The sequence below is a fragment of the Sphingomonas faeni genome (assembly GCF_040407565.1).
Classification (GTDB): domain Bacteria; phylum Pseudomonadota; class Alphaproteobacteria; order Sphingomonadales; family Sphingomonadaceae; genus Sphingomonas; species Sphingomonas faeni_F.
This window is the reverse complement of sequence record NZ_JAPZPR010000003.1, coordinates 102,187-125,259: the sequence shown is the minus strand read 5'-3', so window position 1 is coordinate 125,259 and position 23,073 is coordinate 102,187. Positions and strand designations below refer to the sequence as shown.

General features: G+C 66.4%; 18 protein-coding genes. 14 read left to right on the top strand and 4 right to left on the bottom strand.

Annotation, left to right across the window (positions count from 1 at the left end; translation table 11 throughout):
- Positions 1–2: 2 nt before the first annotated feature.
- The 4 genes from O6Y00_RS07320 to O6Y00_RS07305 are packed head-to-tail and all read right to left on the bottom strand — an operon-like array spanning position 3 to position 4,870.
- Positions 3–1,265: a Gfo/Idh/MocA family protein gene (locus O6Y00_RS07320; protein ID WP_353441952.1), complete on the bottom strand. Its 1,263-nt coding sequence runs from the start codon at positions 1,263–1,265 to the stop codon at positions 3–5.
- The gene (locus O6Y00_RS07315) at positions 1,265–2,116 is read right to left on the bottom strand and encodes an FAD:protein FMN transferase (protein ID WP_353441951.1); all 852 of its coding nucleotides are present in this window, start codon (positions 2,114–2,116) and stop codon (positions 1,265–1,267) included. Before O6Y00_RS07315 ends, O6Y00_RS07320 begins: the two co-directional genes overlap by 1 nt.
- 5 nt (positions 2,117–2,121) lie before the next feature.
- On the bottom strand, positions 2,122–3,435 hold the full coding sequence (locus tag O6Y00_RS07310; RefSeq protein ID WP_353441950.1) for a Gfo/Idh/MocA family protein: 1,314 nt from the start codon (positions 3,433–3,435) through the stop codon (positions 2,122–2,124).
- A 13-nt stretch (positions 3,436–3,448) separates the two neighbouring features.
- Complete coding sequence (locus O6Y00_RS07305) at positions 3,449–4,870, bottom strand: 3-keto-disaccharide hydrolase (RefSeq protein ID WP_353441949.1); 1,422 nt, start codon at positions 4,868–4,870, stop codon at positions 3,449–3,451.
- 301 nt (positions 4,871–5,171) lie between these two features.
- Between O6Y00_RS07305 and O6Y00_RS07300 the strand changes: the two genes are divergently transcribed.
- The 14 genes from O6Y00_RS07300 to O6Y00_RS07235 all read left to right on the top strand — a co-directional run bounded on the left by O6Y00_RS07300 (position 5,172) and on the right by O6Y00_RS07235 (position 23,071).
- Complete coding sequence (locus O6Y00_RS07300; protein WP_353441948.1) at positions 5,172–5,918, top strand: FadR/GntR family transcriptional regulator; 747 nt, start codon at positions 5,172–5,174, stop codon at positions 5,916–5,918.
- Between the two features lie 252 nt (positions 5,919–6,170).
- Positions 6,171–9,263, top strand: a complete 3,093-nt coding sequence (locus O6Y00_RS07295) for a TonB-dependent receptor (protein WP_353441947.1) — start codon at positions 6,171–6,173, stop codon at positions 9,261–9,263.
- 290 nt (positions 9,264–9,553) lie between these two features.
- On the top strand, positions 9,554–10,744 hold the full coding sequence (gene uxuA / locus O6Y00_RS07290) for a mannonate dehydratase (RefSeq protein WP_353441946.1): 1,191 nt from the start codon (positions 9,554–9,556) through the stop codon (positions 10,742–10,744).
- Positions 10,745–10,747: 3 nt separating this feature from the next.
- Positions 10,748–12,160: a glucuronate isomerase gene (uxaC, locus tag O6Y00_RS07285; protein ID WP_353441945.1), complete on the top strand. Its 1,413-nt coding sequence runs from the start codon at positions 10,748–10,750 to the stop codon at positions 12,158–12,160.
- Positions 12,161–12,236: 76 nt separating this feature from the next.
- Positions 12,237–13,583, top strand: coding sequence for an MFS transporter (locus O6Y00_RS07280; protein WP_353441944.1), 1,347 nt, complete (start codon positions 12,237–12,239; stop codon positions 13,581–13,583).
- A 219-nt stretch (positions 13,584–13,802) separates the two neighbouring features.
- Entirely contained in the window at positions 13,803–16,100 is a 2,298-nt protein-coding gene (locus O6Y00_RS07275) for a TonB-dependent siderophore receptor (protein WP_353441943.1), read from the top strand.
- A 10-nt stretch (positions 16,101–16,110) separates the two neighbouring features.
- Positions 16,111–16,425 (top strand): hypothetical protein, encoded by a 315-nt coding sequence (locus O6Y00_RS07270; RefSeq protein ID WP_353441942.1) that lies wholly within the window; start codon positions 16,111–16,113, stop codon positions 16,423–16,425.
- The gene (locus O6Y00_RS07265) at positions 16,422–18,035 is read left to right on the top strand and encodes a PepSY-associated TM helix domain-containing protein (RefSeq protein WP_353441941.1); all 1,614 of its coding nucleotides are present in this window, start codon (positions 16,422–16,424) and stop codon (positions 18,033–18,035) included. The genes O6Y00_RS07270 and O6Y00_RS07265 overlap by 4 nt, the downstream gene beginning before the upstream one ends.
- Positions 18,032–18,331 (top strand): DUF3325 domain-containing protein, encoded by a 300-nt coding sequence (locus O6Y00_RS07260; RefSeq protein ID WP_353441940.1) that lies wholly within the window; start codon positions 18,032–18,034, stop codon positions 18,329–18,331. The genes O6Y00_RS07265 and O6Y00_RS07260 overlap by 4 nt, the downstream gene beginning before the upstream one ends.
- An 11-nt stretch (positions 18,332–18,342) precedes the next feature.
- A complete protein-coding gene (locus tag O6Y00_RS07255; RefSeq protein ID WP_353441939.1) occupies positions 18,343–18,972 on the top strand; it encodes a DUF4198 domain-containing protein in 630 nt (209 codons plus the stop codon).
- A 209-nt stretch (positions 18,973–19,181) separates the two neighbouring features.
- Positions 19,182–19,478, top strand: a complete 297-nt coding sequence (locus O6Y00_RS07250; RefSeq protein WP_353441938.1) for a putative quinol monooxygenase — start codon at positions 19,182–19,184, stop codon at positions 19,476–19,478.
- A gap of 469 nt (positions 19,479–19,947) precedes the next feature.
- A complete protein-coding gene (locus tag O6Y00_RS07245; RefSeq protein WP_353441937.1) occupies positions 19,948–20,874 on the top strand; it encodes a hypothetical protein in 927 nt (308 codons plus the stop codon).
- A 74-nt stretch (positions 20,875–20,948) separates the two neighbouring features.
- Positions 20,949–22,076, top strand: coding sequence for a phosphotransferase family protein (locus tag O6Y00_RS07240; RefSeq protein WP_353441936.1), 1,128 nt, complete (start codon positions 20,949–20,951; stop codon positions 22,074–22,076).
- Entirely contained in the window at positions 22,073–23,071 is a 999-nt protein-coding gene (locus tag O6Y00_RS07235; RefSeq protein WP_353441935.1) for a T3SS effector HopA1 family protein, read from the top strand. The genes O6Y00_RS07240 and O6Y00_RS07235 overlap by 4 nt, the downstream gene beginning before the upstream one ends.
- Positions 23,072–23,073: the final 2 nt, after the last annotated feature.

Sequence of the window (23,073 nt, the reverse complement as noted above, 5' to 3'; positions counted from 1 at the left end):
CCTCAAATTGCGACCAGAGACGTCGGCCAGGTCAGTGCGGTACCGCGATCCATCGCCTGTTCGCCGAGCAGCGACGCGACGCTGGCGTTATAGGCCTGCGCCAACAGGCCGGGCAGCGGCTTGCCCGCGCGGACGGCTTCGCCGAACCCCTCGAACTGGAGCAGCGTCTCGTCATATTCGCCCCAGCCGAGCGACTCGCCCGGCGTCGTGACGGGCAACTCGGGGAACCACGTCGCGCCACCGATCGGCACGGTGCGCTTATGCCCGCGCGCCACGTCCTTCTGCATCCGCTGGAGCGCGAGCACCTTGGCCGGTATCTCCTGGTAGATCCGCCCGAGCTCGGGCTCGATCGTGCCCTTGCTGCCCTGGATCTGCTCTTCGCAGCCATAGCGCGCGTTGTTCAGCAGCGAGGTGTAGATCAGTTTGCGACCGCCCGCATATTCGTAGATCAGCGCGACATGGTCGTAGACCTCGCGACCGTCTTTCCAGAAGCAGAGGCTGCCCGAGCCCATCACGCGGGTCGGCACGGCATCGAGGAACCAGTTGCCGACCTGGAGCTGATGCGTCGCCAGTTCGGTCATCAATCCAGCCGAACTGTCGCGGTACAGGCGCCAGTTGATCTGCCGGTCGGTAGCGTCGGCCGGCACCGGCCGGCGCCAGCTGTTGTTGCGGTGCCAGCTGGCGCGGATCTGCGTGATCGACCCGATCTCGCCCGCTTTCGTCCGGCGCAGCGCATTGAGATAGGTCGGGTGGAACATCCGCTGGTGGCCGATCTGCAGCACCTTGCGGCTGTCCTGCGCGCGCTTCACCATCGCGCCGCAATCGGCGATCGTCCGCCCCATCGCCTTTTCGCACCACACGTGCAGGCCCGCGTCGAACGCGTCGAAGCTGTGCCGCGCATGCCGATCGAGCGGTGTCGCGATCACCACCGCGTCCAGCCCGCCAGCGTCCAGCATCGCGCGGTGATCGGCGAAGGTACGGGTCGTCGCACCGACATACGGACGCGCCTTCTCCAGATGCGGCGCATAATTGTCGCAGATCGCGGCCACCATGCAGTTGCGCGTCTTGGCGATGTTCTGGATCAGCGTACGACCTCGGTCTCCGGTGCCGATCACGCCGATCCGGATCCGGTCGGTCTTCGACGGCGCCGCGCCGGCCGCGGATACCGCCCAGGGCGCCGCCGCCGCCATTCCCGCGCTGGCCGTCGCGACCAGCACGCGATCGAGGAACGATCGCCGGCTCAGCTCGAAATCCGTATCGGTCATCACGCATACATCCTGGTTGATCGGGCGGGCGATGCCGCGTCCTCGGATAGATCGAACAGGAAACGGGTTTTCGCCCCGCCCTGCAACAATCGCTTGGCATGGTCGTCGTCGGCGACCAGCAGCGCGGTACTCATCGCCTCGGCGCGCGCCCCGAGGCGGTCGACCGCCACCGTACAGCGCGCCGCAGTGACCAACGTCCCGTCGGCTGGCCGGATCATCGCCGCGCGGTCGGGCGCATGGACCCCTGCCCCCACGGTCGACGATATCGACAGCGACTCGTCGGTGAGGTCGAGCTCCAGCAGCGTCTCGCCGGGGCGCAGCGGATGCGGGATCGCGAACGGCCAGCCGCCACCCAGCGGATGCTCGCCGACCACCGCGAGCGAACTCTCGCCGGCCGACAGGCACGCCGACCGGACACCGGCCGCACGCAACGCCGCGCAGGCGCGGTCGAGCGCGAAGCCCTTGCCGAACCCGCCGAAATCGAGCGCCAGGGGCCGCATCGCGGTGATCCGCGCGGCGGTCCGGTCGAACACGAGATCGCCCCACCCTGCCCCGGCGAACCGACGATCGGCCGCCGGATCGAACAGCCCCTCCGTCAGCGCATGGACCGCGTCGATCTCGACCAGCGCCGCGAACAGCACCGGGTCGTCGATCGCTGCGCTGCCGCCCGCCATCAGCGCCTCGTTGAGCGCGGTCGTCGCCGAGGGACGGTGGATCGTCAACGCGTCGTCGACCGCCTCGATCGCACGCCGAGCGGCCGACAGCGCGTCGTCGTCGCCGCTGCCGAACCGGTGGAGTTCGACGCGCGTGCCCATCGCCAGGAAGCGCTCGACGTCTGCCGCGATCGCCATCGGTCTCAGGCCTTGACCTCCCAGCCGGGTTCGTAGGCGACCGACCACAGCTTCATCGCCTCCGCGCCCGCCGGCTTGCCGGTCTTCGGATCGATCGTCAGTTCGCTGTTCGTGCGATAGGCGATGTTGCCCAGGTGACAGAGCGTGGTGCTGATATGCCCCTCGGCGATCGGCGAGGCGAGCGCGCTGGCGCGGCCGCGGATCACGTCGACCAGATTGCCGGCATGATAGACATCGAGGATCCCCTCGCCGACCGTGCCGGTGGTTTCGGAGGTGGCGGCGGCCATGACCTTGCGCAGCGACTTGCCCGCCAGATCGTACAGTTCGAAGCCGTTGCGATCGACCACCGCCGATCCCTTGGTACCGAGCAGCAACACGCCGCGGCCCCGCCCGTAGGTCAGCATCGAATTGCAGCTCTGACCGTTCCAGCGGATCGCGCGATCATTGTCGTAGAGCAGGTCGAGGCCGAGCGAATCGTACATTTCCCAATCATCGCCGCGGTGGAAATGCTTCGCGCCCTGCGCGATCACGGTCTTGGGATAGGTCAGCCCCATCAGCCAGCGCGCGACGTCGAGTTCGTGCATCGCGTTGTTGCAGAGCTCGCCGGTGCCGTATTTCCAGAACCAGTGCCAGTTGTAGGGCACCAGGTTCGACCGATACGGGCCGCGCGGGCGTGGCCCCTGCCACATATCCCAGTTCAGATTGGCGGGCGGCGTCGCGACGTGCCCGTTGCCGATCGAGCCGCGATTGTTCGCATACCAGGTCTGCGCCTCGTACACGTCGCCGAGCTCGCCGGCCTGGACCAGTGCCAGCAACTGCTTCGTCTCCGGGCTGGACCGCTGCTGGTTGCCGACCTGCAGCTGGCGGCCGGTCCGCTTCTGCGCCGCGATCATCGCCTCGCCTTCCGCCGGCGCGATGCCGATCGGCTTCTCGCAATAGACGTGGTGGCCGGTGTTCATCGCATCGATCGCGAGCTTGGCATGCCAGTGATCCGGCGTCGCCACGGTGACGATGTCGATCGCCTTGTTGTCGAACATGCGGCGGTAATCGCCCTCGGTCGTCGGTGCCGGATTGCCGCGCGCGGTGAACTGCGCCGCGCGCTTGGCCAGCACGTCGGAATCGACATCGCAGAAATGCGTGATCGCGACGTTGGGCAGTTTGGTGAAGGCGCCCATGTGCGCCTGCCCGCGCCCGTTCACGCCGACGATCCCGACGCGAATACGGTCGTTCGCGCCCTTGATCTGCGCATAGCTGCGCGCGCTCATCGCCACGCCCAGCGCGGCGCCGGCACCCGTCATCATCGTACGGCGGTCTAGCATCGTCCCATCCCCCTCAGAGTTCGCGCAGCTTGATCGACCGGAAGTCGACGCGGTTGCCGTGATCCTGCAACAGGATCGGCCCCTGCTGCGCTTCGCCGAACTTCGGCCATTTCGCATATTTGCTCTGCGCGACCAGCGCGCGGAAGGCGGGCGATCCGCGCTCGTATTCGACGACCTTGAAGCCGTTCAGCCAATGCTCGACATGCCGACCGCGGACGACCAGCACCGCGCGGTTCCATTCGCCCGGCGGGTTGACGCGCTTGCCGGGGCTGTCGGGATCGGAGAGGTTGCGGGCGGTGATCAGGTCGTAGAGCGAGCCGATCGTGCGGTTGCCGTCGCGGCCCATCTTCGCATCGGGATGGCGCGCATCGTCGAGCAGCTGATATTCCAGCCCGATCGCCGATCCTTCGCCTTTGAGCAGCGTCGAATCGACGAAATACTTGATCCCGCTGTTCGCACCCGGCGTCAGCCGGAAATCGACCGAGAGCTCGAAATTCCGGTAGTCGCGCGTCGTGACGATATCGCCGCCATTGGTCGACTCGGCACCCCCCGCGCCCTCGACGGTCAGCAGGCCATCGGCGAGCGACCAGCCCTTCTTGGGAAACGCCGGTCCCTTGGCGCTACGCCAGCCCTTCGTCGTCTTGCCGTCCCACAGCAAGGTCCAGCCTTCGCGCTGCTCGCCCGCCGACAGCCGGTTGGGCAGCCAGCCCTGCTGATCGATCCGGGTCGCGGGCAACGCGAAGCGCGCGGCGCCGTCGGTGATCATCCGCACGTTGCGGAACCGTGCTTCGGGATGCCGCGCAGCCTCGGCGTCGGGAATGGCGTGGACCTGGAAGGCGATGAAGCCGAGCGCATCCATGTCGTCGACGACGTCGGCGGCCGGCACCCCGTTGATCCATGTCCGCAACCGCGTGCCGATCGCCTCGACGCGGTAGTGATTCCAGTCGCCCGAGCGGAAGGTCTGGCGGGCGGCCTCGTTGCGGCCGAGCGTATAGAGCCACTGGCGACGCTGCTCGTCGTACAGCCCTGCGCTCCAGCGCCGCGACGACGGATCGATCTCGGCCTGATAGCCGAAGACGACGCCGTTGCGATAATCGGGCCGGCTCTGGCCGCGGATCATGACGCCGGAATTCAGCGCAGGATCGGTCTTGGCATCGAATTCGAGGATGAAGTCGCCATACTGCGCGTCGGAGACCAGCCAGCTATTGGTCTTCCCCGGCTCGGCGCGGCCGACGAGCTCGCCATTTTCGACCCCGTAGGTCGCGTTGCCGCCGGTCGCGTGAAAGCCGGCAAGACCTGCCCGCGGCGTCACGTCGCGCCACGGCGCCTTCTGTTGCGCCTCGGCCTTGGGCTTCCCTTGCGTCGCTGCCGGCACCGACGACAAGGTCGCAAGCGGTGCCGCGATCAAAGCCAGAATTGCGAGCTTTCGAGCCAAAGCGCTTCCCCTTTTTATCTTTTCTGCAAGACCGGGGCGGACATCGTCCCACCGGACGAAGCCCGGTCTTCTCGCATCGTTTGCCGTCGGCTTGTCGCGCCGGTTCGGCCTCTCCTGTCCAAGGCAGTAGATTGTGGTCGGGCCACATGCAATAGGATTGTAAGACATTTTAATCGGATGGTAACGCGGACTGGACTTAGGTCCACCTTGACGATTGCGCGCGCAACGCAAAGGACGATCCGGCACACGGGGATTTCGGGCGGCCGTTCGGCAAGGGCCCTTGATACAAGCGAGGACGGCGATGAGCGTGGTTGAAGGCGGCGGCAAACTCTACCGAAAAATCGTGCAGGCGATCATCGCCGACATCGCCGGCGGCGCGTTTCCGGTCGGCTCGCGGCTCCCCGCCGAACGCGACCTGACCGAACGCTTCCAGGTCAGCCGCCCGACCGTCCGCGAAGCCATGATCGCACTGGAAATGAAGGGTCTTGTCGAGGCGCGAAAAGGCTCTGGCGTGTTCGTGCTCGCCTCGTCCACCGTCGATGAGGACAAGGAACTCGATATCGGCGCCTTCGAGATCATCGAAGCGCGCCGGCTGCTCGAAGGCGAGGTCGCGGCGGTCGCGGCGACCGAGATCGACGAGGCGCACCTGCTTGAATTGCGGGAGCTTTTGACCGTGATGTCGAAGGAAGATACCGCCGCCGCCGAGGCGGCCGATCGTCGTTTTCACATCGTGATCGCCGAGGCCACCGGCAATGCGGTGATCATTTCCGCGGTCACCGACTTCTGGGACATGCGCTTCCGCTCGCCGCTCGCGCGCGAGGTCCTGTCGAAGGCCGGCAGCCTCGGCACGCAGAATCGCATGGACGAGCATGGACGGATCCTGAGCGCACTGGAAGCCAGGTCGCCGATCGATGCCCGCAACGCGATGCGCGATCATCTGTCGCGGGTCATCGATCACCTGCTCGAGGTGACCGAAACCGAAGCCGTCGAACGCGTCCGCGCCGAAGCCAGCCAGCGCCGCCGCGCCCTTGCCCGCCGCTCGGTCTGATTCGCACGAGGCCGGGATTGCCGGAGTTCGTTTGAGATTTGGCGCTCGGCGAGGTTGAGGCTCTCGGGGGGCGAACCTTACCAAAGCCGCACGGAACCGTGCTTCGCGCGGGAGTTGTCCGACCAATATCCCGCTATTGTCATGGCGATTTCTACCTGCTACCTGACGGTTCAAGCTAACAGATTATAAGTTGGCGCAAGGACATTCAGGCGGCGGGCAACCCGTACGCCTATGCCTAAAGGGAGCGGGGATATGAGCTGCAAAAGCTTCGACAAGCGTCGACTGTTAATCTCGACCAGTCTCGTCAGTCTGTTGATCGCGACGCCGGCCTTCGGTCAGCAATTGACCACATCGGCAGCGGCGCCTGCGACGGGCCCGATGGCCCCGCACGACCAGCCAGCCACGTCTGAGACGCCCACCTCCCAGCCCAGCACCGGCCAGCCCAGCACCGCCCAGACCGACACGGCGCCCAGTCAGGCGGATCCCCAGGAAGCCGACATCGTCGTCACCGGGTTCCGCGCCGCGCTCACCAACGCGCTGAACCAGAAGCGCCGCGAGACCGCCGCGATCGACAGCATCGTCGCCGAGGACATCGGCAAGTTTCCCGACTCCAACCTCGCCGAGTCGATGCAGCGCATCCCCGGCGTCGCATTGTCGCGCGGCGATGGCGGCGAAGGCCGCAACATCTCGGTCCGCGGGCTCGGCGCGCAGTTCACGCGCGTCCGCATCAACGGCATGGAAGGCGTCAGCCAAGTCAGCGGCACCGATATTCGCGGCGGCGTCGCAACCGGCCGCTCGTTCGATTTCGTGACCTTCCCGACCGAGATCTTCTCGGCATTGTCGGTCCGCAAGACGCAGTCCGCCGACGTCGAGGAGGGCTCGCTCGGCGCGACCGTCGATCTGCGCGCACCCAAGCCTTTCGACCAGAAGAAGGATTTCGTCTTTTCCGCCACCGCGCGCGGGATCTACAACGATATCAGCAAGAAGGCCGATCCGCGCCTGTCCGCGCTGGTCTCGAAGAAGCTCGGCGACACGTTCGGCGTGCTCGGCAGCGTCGCCTATTCGAAGCGGCATATCGAGGAATACGCGTATTCCGCCGCCGATGTCGTGCCGAGCACCCTCTACGGCCAGGCACAGCCGGCCGGCACCGCCAACGCCGGCGTCATCTTCCCGTTCTGCACCCCGATCGGCTATAGCTACAAGGGCGCCCCGACCACCAGCCCGGTCGGCGGCTACACCCAGCCGAACGGCGTGCCGATCGGATCGGACGCCAACAATTGCAGCACCGGCAACCCGCGTACCAGCACGCAGGCCGCCTATGACTATGTCATGAGCCGCACCGGCGTGAACGGCCGCCCCGGCGGCGGCGTGTTCCTACCACGCTTGCCGCGACCCGCAAAAAGCCGGCAGGAGCAGGAGCGGCTCGCCGGCACGCTGTCTCTGCAGTGGAAGCCCACCGACCGGACCGACATCTCGATCGACGGCCTGTATTCGCGCTTCAAGGTCGACCGCCTCGACACCTATTTCGATGCGCGCTCGTTCGGTCGCGCGATCTCGAACAACGGCCAGCCGCTGACGTCGGTCCGCGATATCGAGGTCGATAGCAACGGGTCGCTGGTCCACGGCCTGTTCGACGGCGTCGATCTGCGCTCCGAGATGCAGAACGAAAAGTTCACCTCGACGTATCGCCAGGTGAACCTCAACTTCGACCACCGCTTTTCCGATACCGTCCGGATCTTCGGCCTCGCCGGCATCAACCAGTCGAAACTGGACGTCGATCGCCTGCAGGTCGCGATCGATTCGAACGACAGCCGCAATTTCGCGATCGATTTCCGCGACAATCCCGACATTCCGAAGATCGACTACGGGATCGACACCACCAATGCCGCGCTGTTCCAGTACGGGCCGCCGCTGGCCAATGGCGACCAGCGTGGCCAGTTGTCGAACTTCATCCGCCGCAACACGATCACCAGCAAGACGTTCGATCTGAACGGCGAATGGGAAGCCGCGCCTGACTTCACGATCCAGGTCGGCGGCCAGTATCGCACCAACAAATACACCGCGCGCGAACGCCAGCTCGCCACCAACACGCCACTCGCCCTGCCGGCAGGCGTGAGCTTGGCAAGCCTTACGACCACGACGACAGGGATCGGCAAGAACCTCGACGGCCAATTGCAGGATTTCGTCTCGGTCGATCCAGACAAGTTCCGCGACGCAGTCAACCTCTCGAGTTACGCCTATTGCAGCATCGAGTGCGCCAAGGGCACGTTCGGCGGCGTCTACGAGAAATATGGCTCTGGCTATGCGATGGTGAAGTTCAACACCGCGAACAGCCTCCCCTTCGCGCTGCGCGGCGATGCCGGCGTGCGCTACATCCATACCAAGCTGGACACCTATGGCCCGATCACGTCGGCGGCGCCGGCCGGGGCGCTGTATCCATCGCGCTTCGTGATCTCGCAGGTCAACCGCAGCTATGAGGATTGGCTGCCGTCGGTGAACCTTGCGCTGGACATCACGCCCGATCTCATCGCCCGTGCGTCCGTCGCCCGCGTGATGTCGCGTCCGGCGTACGGGCAGCTCATCCCGGCGGGCTCCGCAAATCTGGTCATTCAGACGGCATCGTTCAGCAATCCGTTCCTCGAGCCGATCCGCGCCAACACCTTCGACGCGGCGCTCGAATGGTATTTCGCACCCGGCTCGCTGGTTTCGGTCGCGTATTTCTACAAGAACATCGAGAGCTACATCCAGACCACCAGCCAGCAGGTTGCGTTCCAGGATATCGGCCTGCCGCTGACCCTGCTCAACGGTACGCAGCTGCGGCCGAGCGACATCTTCACCGTCCAGCGCAGCAACAACACGCCGGGCGGCCCGCTTCGCGGCTTCGAGGTCAACGTCCAGCTGCCGTTCCGCTTCCTGCCTGGCGCGCTTAGCAACTTCGGCGTCCTCGGAAACTTCACGCGCGTCCGGTCGAACATCAACTACGTGATCTCGCCGACGCTCTCGCGGACTGCGCCGTTGGTCGGCCTGTCACCCGAAACCGCAAGCGGCACGCTGTATTACGAGGACAAGAAGTTCAGCATCCGCTCGACGGTAAACTACCGCGCTGCGTTCCTGACCGCCGTGCCGAGCGGCTCGGTGGACGCGGACTCGACTTCGAACGCAAGCTCGATCTTCGTCGATGCGTCCGCCTCGTACAACATCAACGACAGCATCAAACTGATCGCCGAAGTGTCGAACATCACCAACGAGTCCAACCGCCTGACCGTCGACACGGTGCGCGAGGATCCGCTGTACACCTCCTATTTCGGTCGTACCTACGCGCTGGCAGTCAACTTCCAGTTCTAGGTCGCGGTCACGATGTCCCCTGGTCGGCGTGGTTACCCTCATGGCCGCCGCCGACCGCAGTCTGAGGGCGCCGAGCGACTCCGTACGGCGCCCTCCTTTTTTCCAGATTCGGTCCGCCACGGGCTATCGATAGTTCGACGTCTCCGGCTGAAAACCCACGGAAAACTAGTATTTTCTTGAATTGGCCTTACCATTTTTTGCAGCTGGCCTATCATATCAACGGTCGCTAGATAGCCAATTGGCCGGCCCGAACGGGCAACGACCGATGTGGCGTGAAAGGGTGCTGACGCATGATGATGACTGAGACGATGCGCTGGTTCGGACCCTCGGATCCGGTCAGCCTGCGCGATATCCGGCAGGCCGGCGCCACCGGCATCGTCACCGCGCTGCACGACATCCCCAATGGCGAGATCTGGCCGCAGGCGACGATCGCGGCGCGCAAGGACATGATCGAGGCCGCCGGGCTAACCTGGGCGGTGGTCGAAAGCCTTCCGGTCCATGACGCGATCAAGACGCGCGGCGCGGACTGGGACCAGCTGATCGCCAACTACCGCGAAAGCCTGGCCAATCTCGCGGCCTGCGGCATCACCACGATCACCTATAATTTCATGCCGGTGATCGACTGGACCCGGACCGACCTCGCGTGGGAAATGCCCGACGGCGCGCTCGCGTTGCGGTTCGAGATCGAGGCCGCCGCGGTGTTCGACCTGCATATTTTGCGCCGCGACGGGGCCGACCGCGATTATTCGCCGGCGCTGGTCGCACGCGCGGCGCGCCGGTTCGAGGGGATGACCGCGGAGGATCGCACGCGCCTGGAGCGCAACATCATCGCCGGACTGCCGGGCAGCGAAGAGACCTTCACCGTCGACCGGTTCCGCGAGGCGCTGACGCACTATGACGGCATCGATGCCGATACGCTGCGCGCGAACCATGTCGCGTTCCTCGAGGCGGTCTGTCCGTTGGCGGACGATTTGGGCGTGCACCTCGTCGTCCATCCCGACGACCCGCCATTCGCGCTGTTCGGCCTGCCGCGCGTGGTCAGCACCGAGGCGGACATGACGGCGTTGTTCAACCGCGTCCCCAATCGCTCCAACGGCCTGTGTTTTTGCGCCGGCTCGCTCGGCGCGCGTGCCGACAACGACCTGCCCGGCATGATCGAGCGGTTCGGCACGCGGATCGGCTTTCTCCATCTCCGCTCGGTTCAGCGCGAACCGGACGGCGCGTTCCACGAGGCGGCGCACCTTGCCGGCGACGCCGGCATGGTGTCGCTCGTCGCGGCGATCCACGATCTGCAGATGCGCGAAGGACGGTCGATTCCGATGCGGCCCGATCACGGTCACCAGATGCTCGACGACCTGACCAAGCGGACACTGCCCGGTTATTCGCTGCTGGGCCGGATGCGTGGCCTTGCGGAGCTTCGCGGTCTGGAACGCGGGATCGCGCATGCGGCCGGTCTCGCTCGCCGATCCGCGGCGACCTGAACGATGACCCGCCCGCTCCTCCTCTCTCCCGATCGCCTGTTCTCGAGCGACCCCGACCAGCGATCGATCGCCCGCGCTCTCTATGCCGAGATCGCCACGCTGCCGATCGTGTCGCCGCATGGCCATACCGATCCGCGCTGGTTCGCGACCAACGCACCGTGGACCGATGCCACGAGCCTGTTGCTCGCGCCCGACCATTATCTCTACCGCATGCTCTACAGCCAGGGCATCGACCTCGACCGGCTCGGTGTCCCCTCGCGGGACGGCACCCCAAACACCGATCCGCGCGAAGCCTGGCGGACGCTCGCCAGCCATTACCACCTGTTTCGCGGCACGCCGTCGCAGCGGTGGCTCGATCACGTGTTCGCCGAGGTGTTCGGGTTCGACGTCGCGTTCGACGCGTCGACCAGCGACCTGTTCTTCGATCGGATCGCCGAGCTGCTCGCCGGCGACGCGTTCCGCCCGCGCGCGCTGTTCGAACGGTTCGGGATCGAATTTCTCGCGACGACCGAGGGCGCGGACGATCCGCTCGAGGCGCATCATGCGATCCGCGCGTCGGGATGGCAGGGTCGCGTCGTGACGACCTATCGGCCCGACGGCGTCATCGACGTCGAGCACGAGGCATTCCGCCCGACGATGGAGCGGTTCGCCGCGCTGACCGGAGAGGACGTCTGGACATGGTCCGGCTATCTGGCCGCACACCGCGCACGCCGCGCCGCGTTCCGCGCGGCCGGTGCGACCGCGACCGACCACGGCCACCCCACCGCCCGCACCGCCGATCTCGATCCCGGCGCTGCGGCAGCACTGTTCGAACGCGTGATCGCGCCGAACCCGACACCGGCCGATGCCGAACTCTTCCGCGCACAGATGCTCACCGAGATGGCACGGATGTCGATCGACGACGGCATGGTCATGCAGATCCATCCGGGCAGCGTCCGCAACCACAATGCGCGGCTGTTCGGCACGCACGGGCGCGATCGCGGGGCGGATATTCCGGGGCGGGCGGACTTCGTCAACGGCTTGCGGCCGATGCTCGATCGCGTCGGCAACGACCCGAACCTGACGATCATCCTCTTCACGCTCGACGAATCGACCTACGCGCGCGAACTCGCGCCGCTCGCCGGCCATTATCCGTGCCTGCGGCTCGGGCCGGCATGGTGGTTCCATGATTCGCCCGAAGGCATGCGGCGCTTCCGCGAGATGACCACCGAAACCGCCGGCTTCTACAACACCGTCGGGTTCAACGACGATACGCGCGCGTTCCTCTCGATACCTGCACGGCATGATGTCGCACGCCGGGTCGATTGCGCCTTCCTCGCACGGCTGGTCGCCGAGCACCGCCTTGCGGATTGGGAAGCGGCAGAGCTGGCGCACGAACTGACCGTCGGACTGGTGCGTCGGGCCTATCGACTTTGACGTCGTCCGGCTTGCGACCGGCATCGGCGGAGATCGGCACACGATAACAAGCGGGCACACCGCAGGGAGAGGTAGCGTGGACGGTTCAAGAGAAGCGACGGGCCCTATACCGATCAGCCATGCGCCAGTAAGCCCTCCCGCGATCCGGGCTGGCGGCAATGTCCGCTGGGTCATCTGCGCGCTGCTGTTCTTCGCCACGACGATCAATTACATCGATCGGCAGGTCATCGGCATCCTCAAGCCGACCCTCCAGAGCGAACTCGGCTGGACCGAGATCGACTATGGCATGATCGTCTTCTGGTTTCAGGCCGCCTACGCGATCGGCCTACTCGCCTGCGGACCGGTGATCGACCGGGTCGGATCGAAGCTCGGCTATACCGCGGCGATCACGCTGTGGAGTTTCGCCGCGCTGTTCCACGCGCTGGTCCGCAGCCCGAGCGGGTTCGCCAACGCGCGGTTCGCGCTCGGCCTCGGCGAGGCGGCCAATTTCCCGGCCGCGATCAAATCGGTCGCCGAATGGTTTCCCAAGAAGGAGCGCGCGCTCGCCGCGGGTATCCTCAATGCCGGCGCCAATGTCGGCGCGATCGCGACGCCGATCGTCGTCCCCGTCATCGCGATCAACTATGGCTGGCAGGCCGCATTCATCGTCACCGGCATGCTCGGCTTCATCTGGCTTGCTGCCTGGCTCGCCTTCTACCGCGCGCCGGAGCGCCACCCCCGCCTCTCGGCGCAGGAACTCGCCTATATCAGGGCGGACCAGGACGACGAGGTCGGCGCCGCGCCGATACCCTGGCGCAAGCTGTTCGGGCACCGGGGCACCTGGGCGTTCGTCACCGCCAAATTCCTGACCGACCCGGTCTGGTACCTGTTCCTGTTCTGGCTGCCGGACTTCTTCGCCAAGCGGCACGGCCTCGACCTCAAGACGTTCGGCCCGCCGCTGATCGCGGTGTATCTGCTGGCCGACATCGGCAGTATCGGCGGGGGCTGGCTGTCGTCGGCGCTGATCAAGCGCGGGTTCGGGGTGAATGCCGGCCGCAAGCTCGCGCTGCTCGCCTCTGCGATCCTGGTGCTGCCGATCATGTTCGCCAGCACCGTCTCCAGCCTGACCGCCGCCGTCGCGATCATCGGCCTGGCCGCCGCCGCGCATCAGGGCTGGTCGTCCAACCTCTACACGATGGTGTCCGACACCTTCCCCAAAAGCTCTGTCGCGTCCGTCATGGGCATTGGCGGCGCGGCCGGTGCGATCGGCGGGATGATCATGGCGCGCTATGTCGGGCAGGTGCTCGAGACGATCGGCAGCTATACGCCGGTGTTCGTCTGGGCGGGCGGCGCCTATCTGGTCGCACTGCTGATCGTGCATCTCCTCGTGCCGAACCTGGACCGCGTCGCGGCACTGCGGTCGGACGACGCCGGGTCTCGGTAAGGCGGTGGCAGCCGTGGCAGCGGGCGGATCGTATGCGAAGTCCGTCTGATACAGCGCGTGCGCCAACGCGCTGTAGCCACGCCAAACTTTGCCGGACCGACGGCTTCACGCGAGTACGCTATCGATCGTGAAACGTAAGAAACATGACAAATTTGTTAGATTGATAGTGACTCGCAACAGCGATTAATCTAGGGACCCGCCGACAAACGGGGGTTCAGTATGAGTTTATGGAGCATTTTGCTGTCGAGCGCAGCGCTGGTTGGGTCACCGGCATCCGCCGCTGCGCCAGCCACGTCTGCTGACGTCGCAGCCCGGCCCGACGTGGTTGAAGACCCGGACGACGCACAGAAGGCCGACGAAATCCTGGTGGTCGGCAAGAGCTACGGCCGCGCGGTCGGCAAGACCGTAACGCCGCTGAAGGACACGCCCAACACCATCACCGTGATCGATCGCGAACAGATCGAGGCGCAGAACCTGTTCACGCTGGAGGACGCGCTAACCGCGACCAACGGCATCACCGTCAACGGCGTCGGCAGCGAGGATCCGTCGTTCTTCTCGCGCGGGTTCGCGATCACCAACTACCTCATCGACGGCGTGCCGACGTTCGCGTTCAACTTCCCTTCGGCCGTGCCCGACCTGTTCTTCTACGACCGGCTCGAAGTAATGCGCGGCCCCGCGGGCCTGTTCAGCGGCTCGGGCAATCCGGCCGGCAGCATCAACATGGTGCGCAAACGCCCGCTCGACGCGTTCAAGCTGCAGGCGAGCGCGGGCTACGGCACCTATGACAATGCCCGGTTCGAACTCGACGTCTCGACGCCGATCGGCTCGAAGGCAGGTTTACGCGTCGGCGCGATGGCGCAGGACCAGGACCAGTTCTTCGATACCGCGCACCGCAACCGGGTCGGTGCCTTCGCGGTCGGTTCACTCGAGATCGGCGATCGCACGACGCTGACCGTCGGCGGCAATTACGATCGCTTCCGCCCGGCGGTCCAGTCGGGGCTGCCCGGCATCATCGGCGGCCTCGACGGCAGCGACGGGCAGTTGCTCGACGTCAAGCGCTCGACCTATCTCGGCGCCGACTGGAACCGGTTCAATGCCGAGACCTGGACAGGGTTCGCCGAGATCACGCACAAGATCAGCGATCGCTGGACGCTACGTGCGACCGGACTGTTCACCGACGTCGATCGCGTCGACATCTACAGCTATATCGGCAGCCAGCCGGTCACCGCGACCAACGGCTCGACCAGCCACATTGCCTATCGCGGCGACAGCAAGCAGCAGACGCGCTCGTTCGACTTCAACGGCATCGGCAGCTTCCCGCTGTTCGGGCGCGACCAGACACTGATCCTCGGTACCGATTACCAGGCGAGTTCCGGCACGTCCTACGCGACCCGACTGTCCAACTATGCGCGGATCGACGTGTACAACCCGGTGTCGCCGTTCGAGCCTCCGTTGAACCCGTATGGTGCCTCGCCCTATTATCCGGTGCAGGGCAGTGGCGCGACCTGCCCCAATACCAGCACCGCGATCGTCCCGGCGCCGGCGAATTGCGTGCTGCAGGTTTACGGCGGCACCGCGACCGACGTCGAGCAATACGGCCTTTACGGGCAGATGCGGCTCAGCCCGGTCGCAGGCCTCACGCTGATCGGCGGCGGTCGCATGACCTGGTGGGAGACCACGTCGACGACGCTGCTGACGCCGAACGGCGTCCTGCCACCGCCGACCCATTACGGCATCGACAACCGCTTCACCCCCTATGCCGGCATCGTCTGGGACGTGACGGGCGACCTGAACGTCTATGCGAGCTACGCCGACAGTTTCACGCCGCAGGCGGCCTCCGTCGGCCGCTCGCGCCCCGATGGCGAGCAGGTCAGGCCGCTGATCGGCGCGCAATATGAGGCGGGAACCAAGCTTTCCCTCATGAACGATCGTTTGCTGCTGTCCGCCGCCGCGTATCAGATCACGCAGACCAACCGGCTGTTCAACGACCCCGACATCGCGACGATCGTGCTGCAGACCGGCAAGGTCCGCGCTCGCGGTATCGAGGCCGAGGCGTCGGGCGAGATCCTGCCGGGCTGGCGGATCAACGGCGGCTACACCTACACGAAGACGAGGTATCTGGAGGACCAGACGACGTCGAACGAAGGCCTGCCGCTGGTGCCGATCGTGCCGAAGCACATGATCAAGGCGTTCACCAACTATGCGCCGGTCGATGGCGCGCTGGCGGGCGCAAGCCTGGGTGGCAGCCTGACGTGGTTCAGCGGCACCTATGGCGGTGTCGCGGCGGGGGTGAACGCCAACGGCTCGTTCCGTCCGTCGACGATCGTGCGGCAGGGCGGGTATGCGGTCGTCGACCTGCGCGCCGGCTACAAGCTCAACGAGCAGGTCGGCGTGTCGGTCAACGTCGCCAACGTGCTCGACAAGAGCTATTACGCGCGGATCGCCGCGACCGGTCGCGGCAATTATTATGGTAGCCCGCGCACCGTATTCGCAACGCTCAGGTACAGCTTCGAATGAGCGCGGGCCGATGAGTGCGGGTGACGCACATGCTCGCGCACGCTGGGCGCGGCGCGGCGATATCGGCCTGCGCGTCGTCGCCGCGGTGCCGCTCGGCTATGCGACCGCCAGCCTGTGGGCGATGGCGATCGCCCGGCTGCTGCCCGGCGACCGTGCCGAGGCGAGCGTCACCGCCTCTCTGATCGCGCTCGCGCTGTGCGCGATCGCGGCGATGTGGGCGTTCGCCGCGCGGAGCGGCTGGCGGGCGCTGTGGACGCTGCTCGTCGCGGCCGGCGTCGCCGCTGCGATTACGTGGATCTCGATCGACGCAACGGGGCGGTTATGAGCAAGGGTTTCCGGCAATCGCAGGCGTTCCTGCACACTTGGTCCGGGCTGCTGCTCGGCTGGATCCTGTTCCTGGTGTTCGTCGCTGGGACGATCGCGTTCTGGCGCGAGGGGCTCAACCGCTGGATGCGCCCCGAACTCGCGCGGATCGCGCAACCGATGCGCGTGCTGGCAGGATCGCAGGCTTTCCTCGCGAAGAAGGCGCCCGACGCCAAGAGCTGGTTCATCCCGGTGGTCGACGAACGCGCGCCCGGCGCGCAACTCTTCTGGGTGCCGCAACCCAAGCCCGGCGAGGGGCGCGGCCGGCGCGGCGGCGGCGGACGGCGCGGGCGCGGCGACACGCAGGCACTGATCGGTGCTGACGGCCAGGTCGCGCAGGCTCGCGAGACGCGCGGCGGCGAGTTCTTCTACCGGTTCCATTTCGATCTCCAGTACATGCCGGTGATCTGGGCGCGGTGGCTGGTCGGCTTCGCGACGATGATGATGCTGGTCGCGATCCTCAGCGGAATCGTCACGCACAAGAAGATCTTCAAGGATTTCTTCACGCTGCGCCGCGCGAAGGGCCAGCGCTCCTGGCTCGACGGGCATAACGCGACCGCGGTACTGGCGCTGCCGTTCCACCTGATGATCACCTATACCGGGCTGGTCACGCTGATGGCGCTGCTGATGCCGTGGGCTGTCGTCGCCAATTACACCGACGAGCGCGCCGTATCGGCGGCATTGTTCCCCACTGCGGCGGACATCGAGCGCACCGGGCGCCCCGCCCCGCTGGTCGACCTGCGCCGCATCGCCGCCGATGCCGAACGCCGGCTGGGTGCACCGGCCAGCTTCATCGACGTGAGCAATCCCGGCGATGCCGCCGCCCGCGTATCGATCAGCCAGAGCGCGTCGTCGATGTTGTCGGCGCGCACGCCGCGGCTGACCTATGACGGCGTTTCCGGGCGGCTCGTCTGGCAATCGCCCGCGCCCGGTGCCGCCGCCGAAACCGCGGGCGCGATGATCGGCCTGCATGCCGGGCGGTTCGCTGGCTATGGCGGGCGCTGGCTGTATTTCGTGTGCGGGATCGCCGGCACGCTGATGGTCGCAAGCGGCCTGGTGCTGTGGACCGTCAAGCGCCGCGAGAAACTGCCCGACCCCGCCCGGCCGCATTTTGGCTTCCGGCTGGTCGAGCGGCTGAACGTCGCGGTGATCGGCGGTTTCCCGCTGGGCGTCGCGTGCCTGCTCTGGGCCAATCGCCTGCTGCCGGTCACGCTTGGCGGTCGCGCGGGATGGGAGGTGCACTGCCTGTTCATAGCCTGGGGCGGGTCCGCGCTGGCCGCGTTCGTCCTCAAGCCGGCAAAGGTCTGGCCTCTGCTGTTCGGCGCGACCGGCGTGCTGCTGACCGCTTTGCCGGTGTACGATATCGTCGCCACAGACCGCGGGCTGTTCGCGGCGCTGGCGAGCGGCGACGGGATGATCGCCGGGATCGACGTGACGATCGGGCTGTTCGGCATCGCCTTCCTCCTGCTCGCCCGCCGCGTCGCGCGCCATCGTCCGGCGGCGAAGCGCGTCCGCAAGACGCGGGTCCCCGCCCCCGCGCAGGCCACCGCGATATTGGAGCCAGCCGAATGAGCGTCGTCACCCTCGTGCTGGCGATCATCGCCTTCACGCTGCTCGGCCTCGCCACCGACGCGCATCATCGCCGCCGCTTCGGCCACACGCCAGCCCAGGCAAGGCGCAAGCGGCTGCGGACCGGCGGTTGGATCGCGCTGTTCGCCAGTACAGTGCCGGCGATCCTCGCACGCGGCTGGATCTTCGGACCGATCCTGTGGGCGGCGGCGATCATGGCCAGTGCCGGCATCGCCTTCCTCGCGCTCAACCTCGTCCCCGCCAAGGCCGATCCGCGGCCAGTGCGCCCCTCCGTCTAAGGACCTTGCCGATGCGTTTTCCGATCCTCGCCGCGATCGTCTCCTGCCTGCCCGTCGCCGCGCAGGCGCATGAGATCTGGATCGAGCGCGACGGCGACGGCCCAGCGCGCATCTATCTAGGCGAACCGGGCGAGCCGATCCTGCCCGGCGGCGACCCGGAATTCGCCAAGCTGAAGGCGCCGCGCATACTGGCACAGCCCAACGCCGCGATGACCCGCCGCGCCGGTTTCCTCGAAGCGACAGTCCCGGCCGGCGACGTCCGCGCCTGGGACGATTCGGTGTTCGCGCCGTGGGGCGAGGACGGCGAGAAGGAAGGCGTCGTCTATTACGCGCGCGCCGGACGCGCCGAGACGCAGGCCAGGCTGCCGTTCGAACTGGCCCCCGTCACCGCAGGCGGATCGCGGTTCGTCCTGACCTACGAGGGCAAACCGTTAGCCAACGCCCCGGTCACGCTGTTCGCGCCCGATCGCTCGAAGACCGAACTGACCACCGACGCCGCCGGCAACCTGGATACCGGCACGGCCAAGCCCGGTCGACATCTCCTGGTCGCCAGCAAGAAGGAGGTCGGCGCCGCGTCGCTGCCGGGCGGCACCGTCCAGACGCTGTACCGGATCACGACGACATCCTACGTCGCCCGGTGAGTGCGCCACTCCAGTTCGGCTGATCGTCGACGCCATTGGCGGTGCATTAAGGTTGCAGCTCTTTAGTCTGCCACCGTCGATCGCGCCGGCAGCTGAACGGTAGGTGCCCGGATAGAAACGGAACGGTCCCGCCAAGCCGCACACTCATGTCCACCTTGCGGCTTTGGCGCCGAAAGCGCACCAACGGCGTCCGAACACAGGAGAGAGCGATGTCCGTAAAAGTTGTTGCGCTGGTCAGCGTCAAGCTAGGTCACGACGATGCCTTCGTCGATGCCGCCAAGATCTGCGTGGCGGCGTCGCGCGCCGAACCCGGCGTCCTTCATTATGAGTTGTGGCGCGAGACCGACGGCGAACGCCGGTTCGTGTTCAACGAACTGTACGTCGACGACGCCGCGGTCCAGCAGCACATGGCATCCGACCATTTCAAGGCGTTCGGGCTTGCCGCGCGCGATCTCGCCGCCGCCCGCCCTACTATCATCGTGACCCACGCGATCGACGTCGCGTAAACAAGCCGGCGACGCGCGCACCAACGACGCGCGTCGCCGTCTCTGAGCCTGCCACTAAAAAAGACGCCGTACTTCTTGCAACAAGACCGTATTAACCAAGTATCCACGTAGCGTATCCGAAGCAATACGGATGCATTCGCTGATCATCATCCGGTACGGACCTTGTCTGTTCGACAATATCCAAATCGAGCCAAACACATATTGTCCGTCGTATCGACTCGTTCCATGATCCATCCAACGATCAAGAGTCGGATACGAGTGCTTCACAAGTCGTGATTCAATAGAGATTTCCAGTTCATCCTGGAGAACTCGAATTGCCGCTGCGTGATGCGCCCTGAACCGCTCAGTTGAAGCTTCCACAAATCAGCGCGCTGCTACGTGCGACTGACTGCGGCGACCTGTGTTCGGTGCATATCCTTCACGATCGCCTCACCCGACCGGACAATCCGGCAATCTAGGAGAAGGTGTCATGACTGGTACTGCACAGAACTATCTCGGCGGGTCCGTCCAACAACGTCACGGCGGCGGTGCCCCCGTTGGCGGCGTCGGGTGCGCGATCCTGACCGGCACGCTCGTCTGTACGATCGGCGCGGATGCGGTGATCGCCGGACTCGGTGCCGGGTTGGGCGCGGCCGCGGGCAACGCCCCGGGCTGCAAGGACGTGATGTGGACCGCAGGCTGCACCTTTGGTGGCCAGCAGGCTGCGGCGGCAGTGGACTGCGGCAACGTGCTCACCACGCTGGCGTGCACGCTCGGTGCACAGGCATCGCCGAAGGCCGCCGGCTACGGCGCCGATTGCGGGAACGTGCTCACGACGCTCGCCTGCACGCTCGAAGCGCAGGCGCCGGCTGCCGACGGCGCGATGTGCATCACGATGGTCACAGCACGGCCGACCTGGTGTTCCCCGCAGCACGGCGGCGCGGTCGGCGACGCGGACTGCAAGCATGTCATGTGGACGGCAGGCTGCACCTTCACCGGCCAGCAGAAGGGCGCGGATGACTGCGTTCAGGTGATGCAGACGACGTTCTGCACGATCGGCGCGGCCCAACCGGGCAAGGCAGTCGCCGGCGCGGCCGATTGCGGCAACGTGCTGACGACGCTGGCGTGCACGCTCGCCGCGGAGCAGGCGGGGGATCTCGGCGCCGAACCGGATTGCAAGCACGTCATGTGGACGGCGGGCTGCACCTTCCAGGCAGCGGCGTTGACGGCCGATTGCGGGCATGTGCTCACGACACTGGCCTGTACGCTGCTCGCTGTGCCTGATGCGGACGCGCCGGTGGCGGATTGCAAGCACGTCATGTGGACGGCCGGCTGCACCTTTGCAGGCCAACCACAGGCGGCCGAGCACGCGCTCGACTGCAAGCACGTGATGTGGACCGCCGGCTGTACCTTCTGACCAACCGTTACGGGGGGCCGCCGATCCGATGGGTCGGCGGTTCCTCGCGCTTCTCCTCCGATACGGCAGGCCGCATGGATCCGATCGTCACCCGCAATCTCGTCCGCTATCTCACCGGCAAGAGGCTGATCGACCGCGCCGGCATCGTCGACGGCGGCATGGTGCTGACGATGAGCCGCAGCCGCAACCGGTTCGTCATGCTCAAGCAACGCGGCGGGCCGTCCTATTTCATCAAGCAGGCGATCGAGACGGAGCCCGGCACGCGCGAAACGATCGCGCGCGAGGCTGAGGTCTATCGCGGCGCGTTCGGCGACGACCGCCTACGCCCGCTCCGCGATCTGTTGCCCGAGTTCCGGCTGTACGACGCCGAGCAGGGCATTCTCATCAGCGACCTCGTCCCGAGCAGCGAAACGCTGACCGCGGTCCACAAGCGGCTCGGCACCTGCCCGGTCGATCTGGCGGCACGGCTTGGCGCGGCGCTGGCGACCTATCACGCGATCCGGTTCGTCGAAGGCGCCCCGCAGGCCGCGTTGTTTCCGCAACAACCGCCCTGGATCCTCAAGCTCCATGATGAAGCAGACCTGAGCGGCATGCGACGCAGCCCCGCCGCCTCCGAACTGGTCGATATCCTGCTCGCCGCACCGGGTGCAGGCGCGTTGCTGCGGACGCTGCGCGAAGGATGGAGACGCGACACGTTGATCCATACCGACATGCGGTGGGAGAATTGCCTGCTGGCCCCCAAGAGCGAACCACTCGCCACGCGCAGGCTGTACGTGATCGACTGGGAACTGGCCGATATCGGCGATGCCGCCTGGGACGTCGGCAGCATGCTGCAATCCTATCTCGCCTTCTGGATCGCATCGATGCCGGCAGGTTCGGACCCCGCCGCACTGTTCGCCGGCGCGACGGTGCCGCTCGACGATGTCAGGCTGGCGACTGCGGCCTTCTGGTCGGCCTATATCGACGCCAGCGATGCGTATCAGGGCGAGCCGCACGCCTTCCTCGCGCGCTGCATCGGCATGATGGCGGCACGGATGATGGTGACCGCGTTCGAGCGCAGCGCATGGAGCCAGGTGACCGACCCCACCGCGATCCTGCTCGCACAGACCGCGCTCAACATCCTCGCCGATCCCGATCCCGTCGCGGCCGAACTGCTCGGTATCCTCGACCCGGCCCCGCGCACGCAGGCCCAGGCGGCATGATCGAGGCCGCCGCCACGCTTGCGCCGTTCGTCGCCGCGCTCGGCCTGCGCGAGGATGGGGCGATCCTGCTCGACGACCGCCCCGTCGGCCGGGTCACCGGCACGATCACCGACGAGGCGCTCGCCGCGGCACTGATGCCGATCGTCTACGAGCATGCGTATGCGCGGTCCTATCCGGCGCCCGAACCGATCGACGCCGGCGAGCACGGTGGGTCCGGCGACGTGACGGCGCTGCTCGAACACGCCAATGCGGGCCGATCGCGCATCGAACATGGCTGGGTGTTCAGCGGCAGCGAGGCGAACGGCAGCGTCCTCGCGACGCGACACAACCGGACGCGCCGGTTCGCGCCGGGGCAATTCCTCGCCGTCGACGGCGTGCTGCCGTTGCGCAAGGGCGGTGCGCTCGTCGTGCAGATCCCCGGCGGTTCGGCGACCGCACAGTCGGGCTTCTATTACGCGTTCGGCCGCGCCTTTCGCGACGTCAACGATCTCGGGCCGGTGGTGCGGTTCTACTGGAACGTCGTACCGGGCGGCGCGGTCGGGATGATGACCGCGCTGACGGCTTTGCTCGACCGCTACGCCATCCCGTTCGAATTCAAGATCGTCGTCCGCAGCGCCGATTTCGCGCGCCGCGACAACGCGGTGCTCTATGTCGCGCAGGATCTTTTCCCAGCGGTATCAACGGTGCTGATGGCTGACTACCCCGCCTTTGCCGGCTTTCTCGACGATACGGTGCCGCTGTTCGCGCGGCGCCTAGCACCCGGCCTCGGCTTCGCGGAGGATCCGGGACATCGCGAAAGCTTCGGCATGGCGCGTAGCCGGCTGGTCGCACAGGCGCTGGTAGCGGCACGGCGCGACGCGGGCTTTGCGCCGGCGTTGTTCGCGGACGCGCTCACCGCTGCGATCGCTACCGCCGGGCTCGACGCCGAGGCACTCTGGCTCAATCCGGGGTCCCACAATTTGTACCACGTCCCTCCGGCGCAGGCGGTTCATTGACC

Bases quoted from the DNA above. Each gene is read 5' to 3' on its own strand.
- O6Y00_RS07320 (WP_353441952.1), bottom strand. From the start codon at position 1,265: ATGACCGATACGGATTTCGAGCTGAGCCGGCGATCGTTCCTCGATCGC.
- O6Y00_RS07315 (WP_353441951.1), bottom strand. From the start codon at position 2,116: ATGGCGATCGCGGCAGACGTCGAGCGCTTCCTGGCGATGGGCACGCGC.
- O6Y00_RS07310 (WP_353441950.1), bottom strand. From the start codon at position 3,435: ATGCTAGACCGCCGTACGATGATGACGGGTGCCGGCGCCGCGCTGGGC.
- O6Y00_RS07300 (WP_353441948.1), top strand. From the start codon at position 5,172: ATGAGCGTGGTTGAAGGCGGCGGCAAACTCTACCGAAAAATCGTGCAG.
- O6Y00_RS07295 (WP_353441947.1), top strand. From the start codon at position 6,171: ATGAGCTGCAAAAGCTTCGACAAGCGTCGACTGTTAATCTCGACCAGT.
- uxuA (WP_353441946.1), top strand. From the start codon at position 9,554: ATGATGATGACTGAGACGATGCGCTGGTTCGGACCCTCGGATCCGGTC.
- uxaC (WP_353441945.1), top strand. From the start codon at position 10,748: ATGACCCGCCCGCTCCTCCTCTCTCCCGATCGCCTGTTCTCGAGCGAC.
- O6Y00_RS07275 (WP_353441943.1), top strand. From the start codon at position 13,803: ATGAGTTTATGGAGCATTTTGCTGTCGAGCGCAGCGCTGGTTGGGTCA.
- O6Y00_RS07270 (WP_353441942.1), top strand. From the start codon at position 16,111: ATGAGTGCGGGTGACGCACATGCTCGCGCACGCTGGGCGCGGCGCGGC.
- O6Y00_RS07265 (WP_353441941.1), top strand. From the start codon at position 16,422: ATGAGCAAGGGTTTCCGGCAATCGCAGGCGTTCCTGCACACTTGGTCC.
- O6Y00_RS07260 (WP_353441940.1), top strand. From the start codon at position 18,032: ATGAGCGTCGTCACCCTCGTGCTGGCGATCATCGCCTTCACGCTGCTC.
- O6Y00_RS07255 (WP_353441939.1), top strand. From the start codon at position 18,343: ATGCGTTTTCCGATCCTCGCCGCGATCGTCTCCTGCCTGCCCGTCGCC.
- O6Y00_RS07250 (WP_353441938.1), top strand. From the start codon at position 19,182: ATGTCCGTAAAAGTTGTTGCGCTGGTCAGCGTCAAGCTAGGTCACGAC.
- O6Y00_RS07245 (WP_353441937.1), top strand. From the start codon at position 19,948: ATGACTGGTACTGCACAGAACTATCTCGGCGGGTCCGTCCAACAACGT.
- O6Y00_RS07240 (WP_353441936.1), top strand. From the start codon at position 20,949: ATGGATCCGATCGTCACCCGCAATCTCGTCCGCTATCTCACCGGCAAG.
- O6Y00_RS07235 (WP_353441935.1), top strand. From the start codon at position 22,073: ATGATCGAGGCCGCCGCCACGCTTGCGCCGTTCGTCGCCGCGCTCGGC.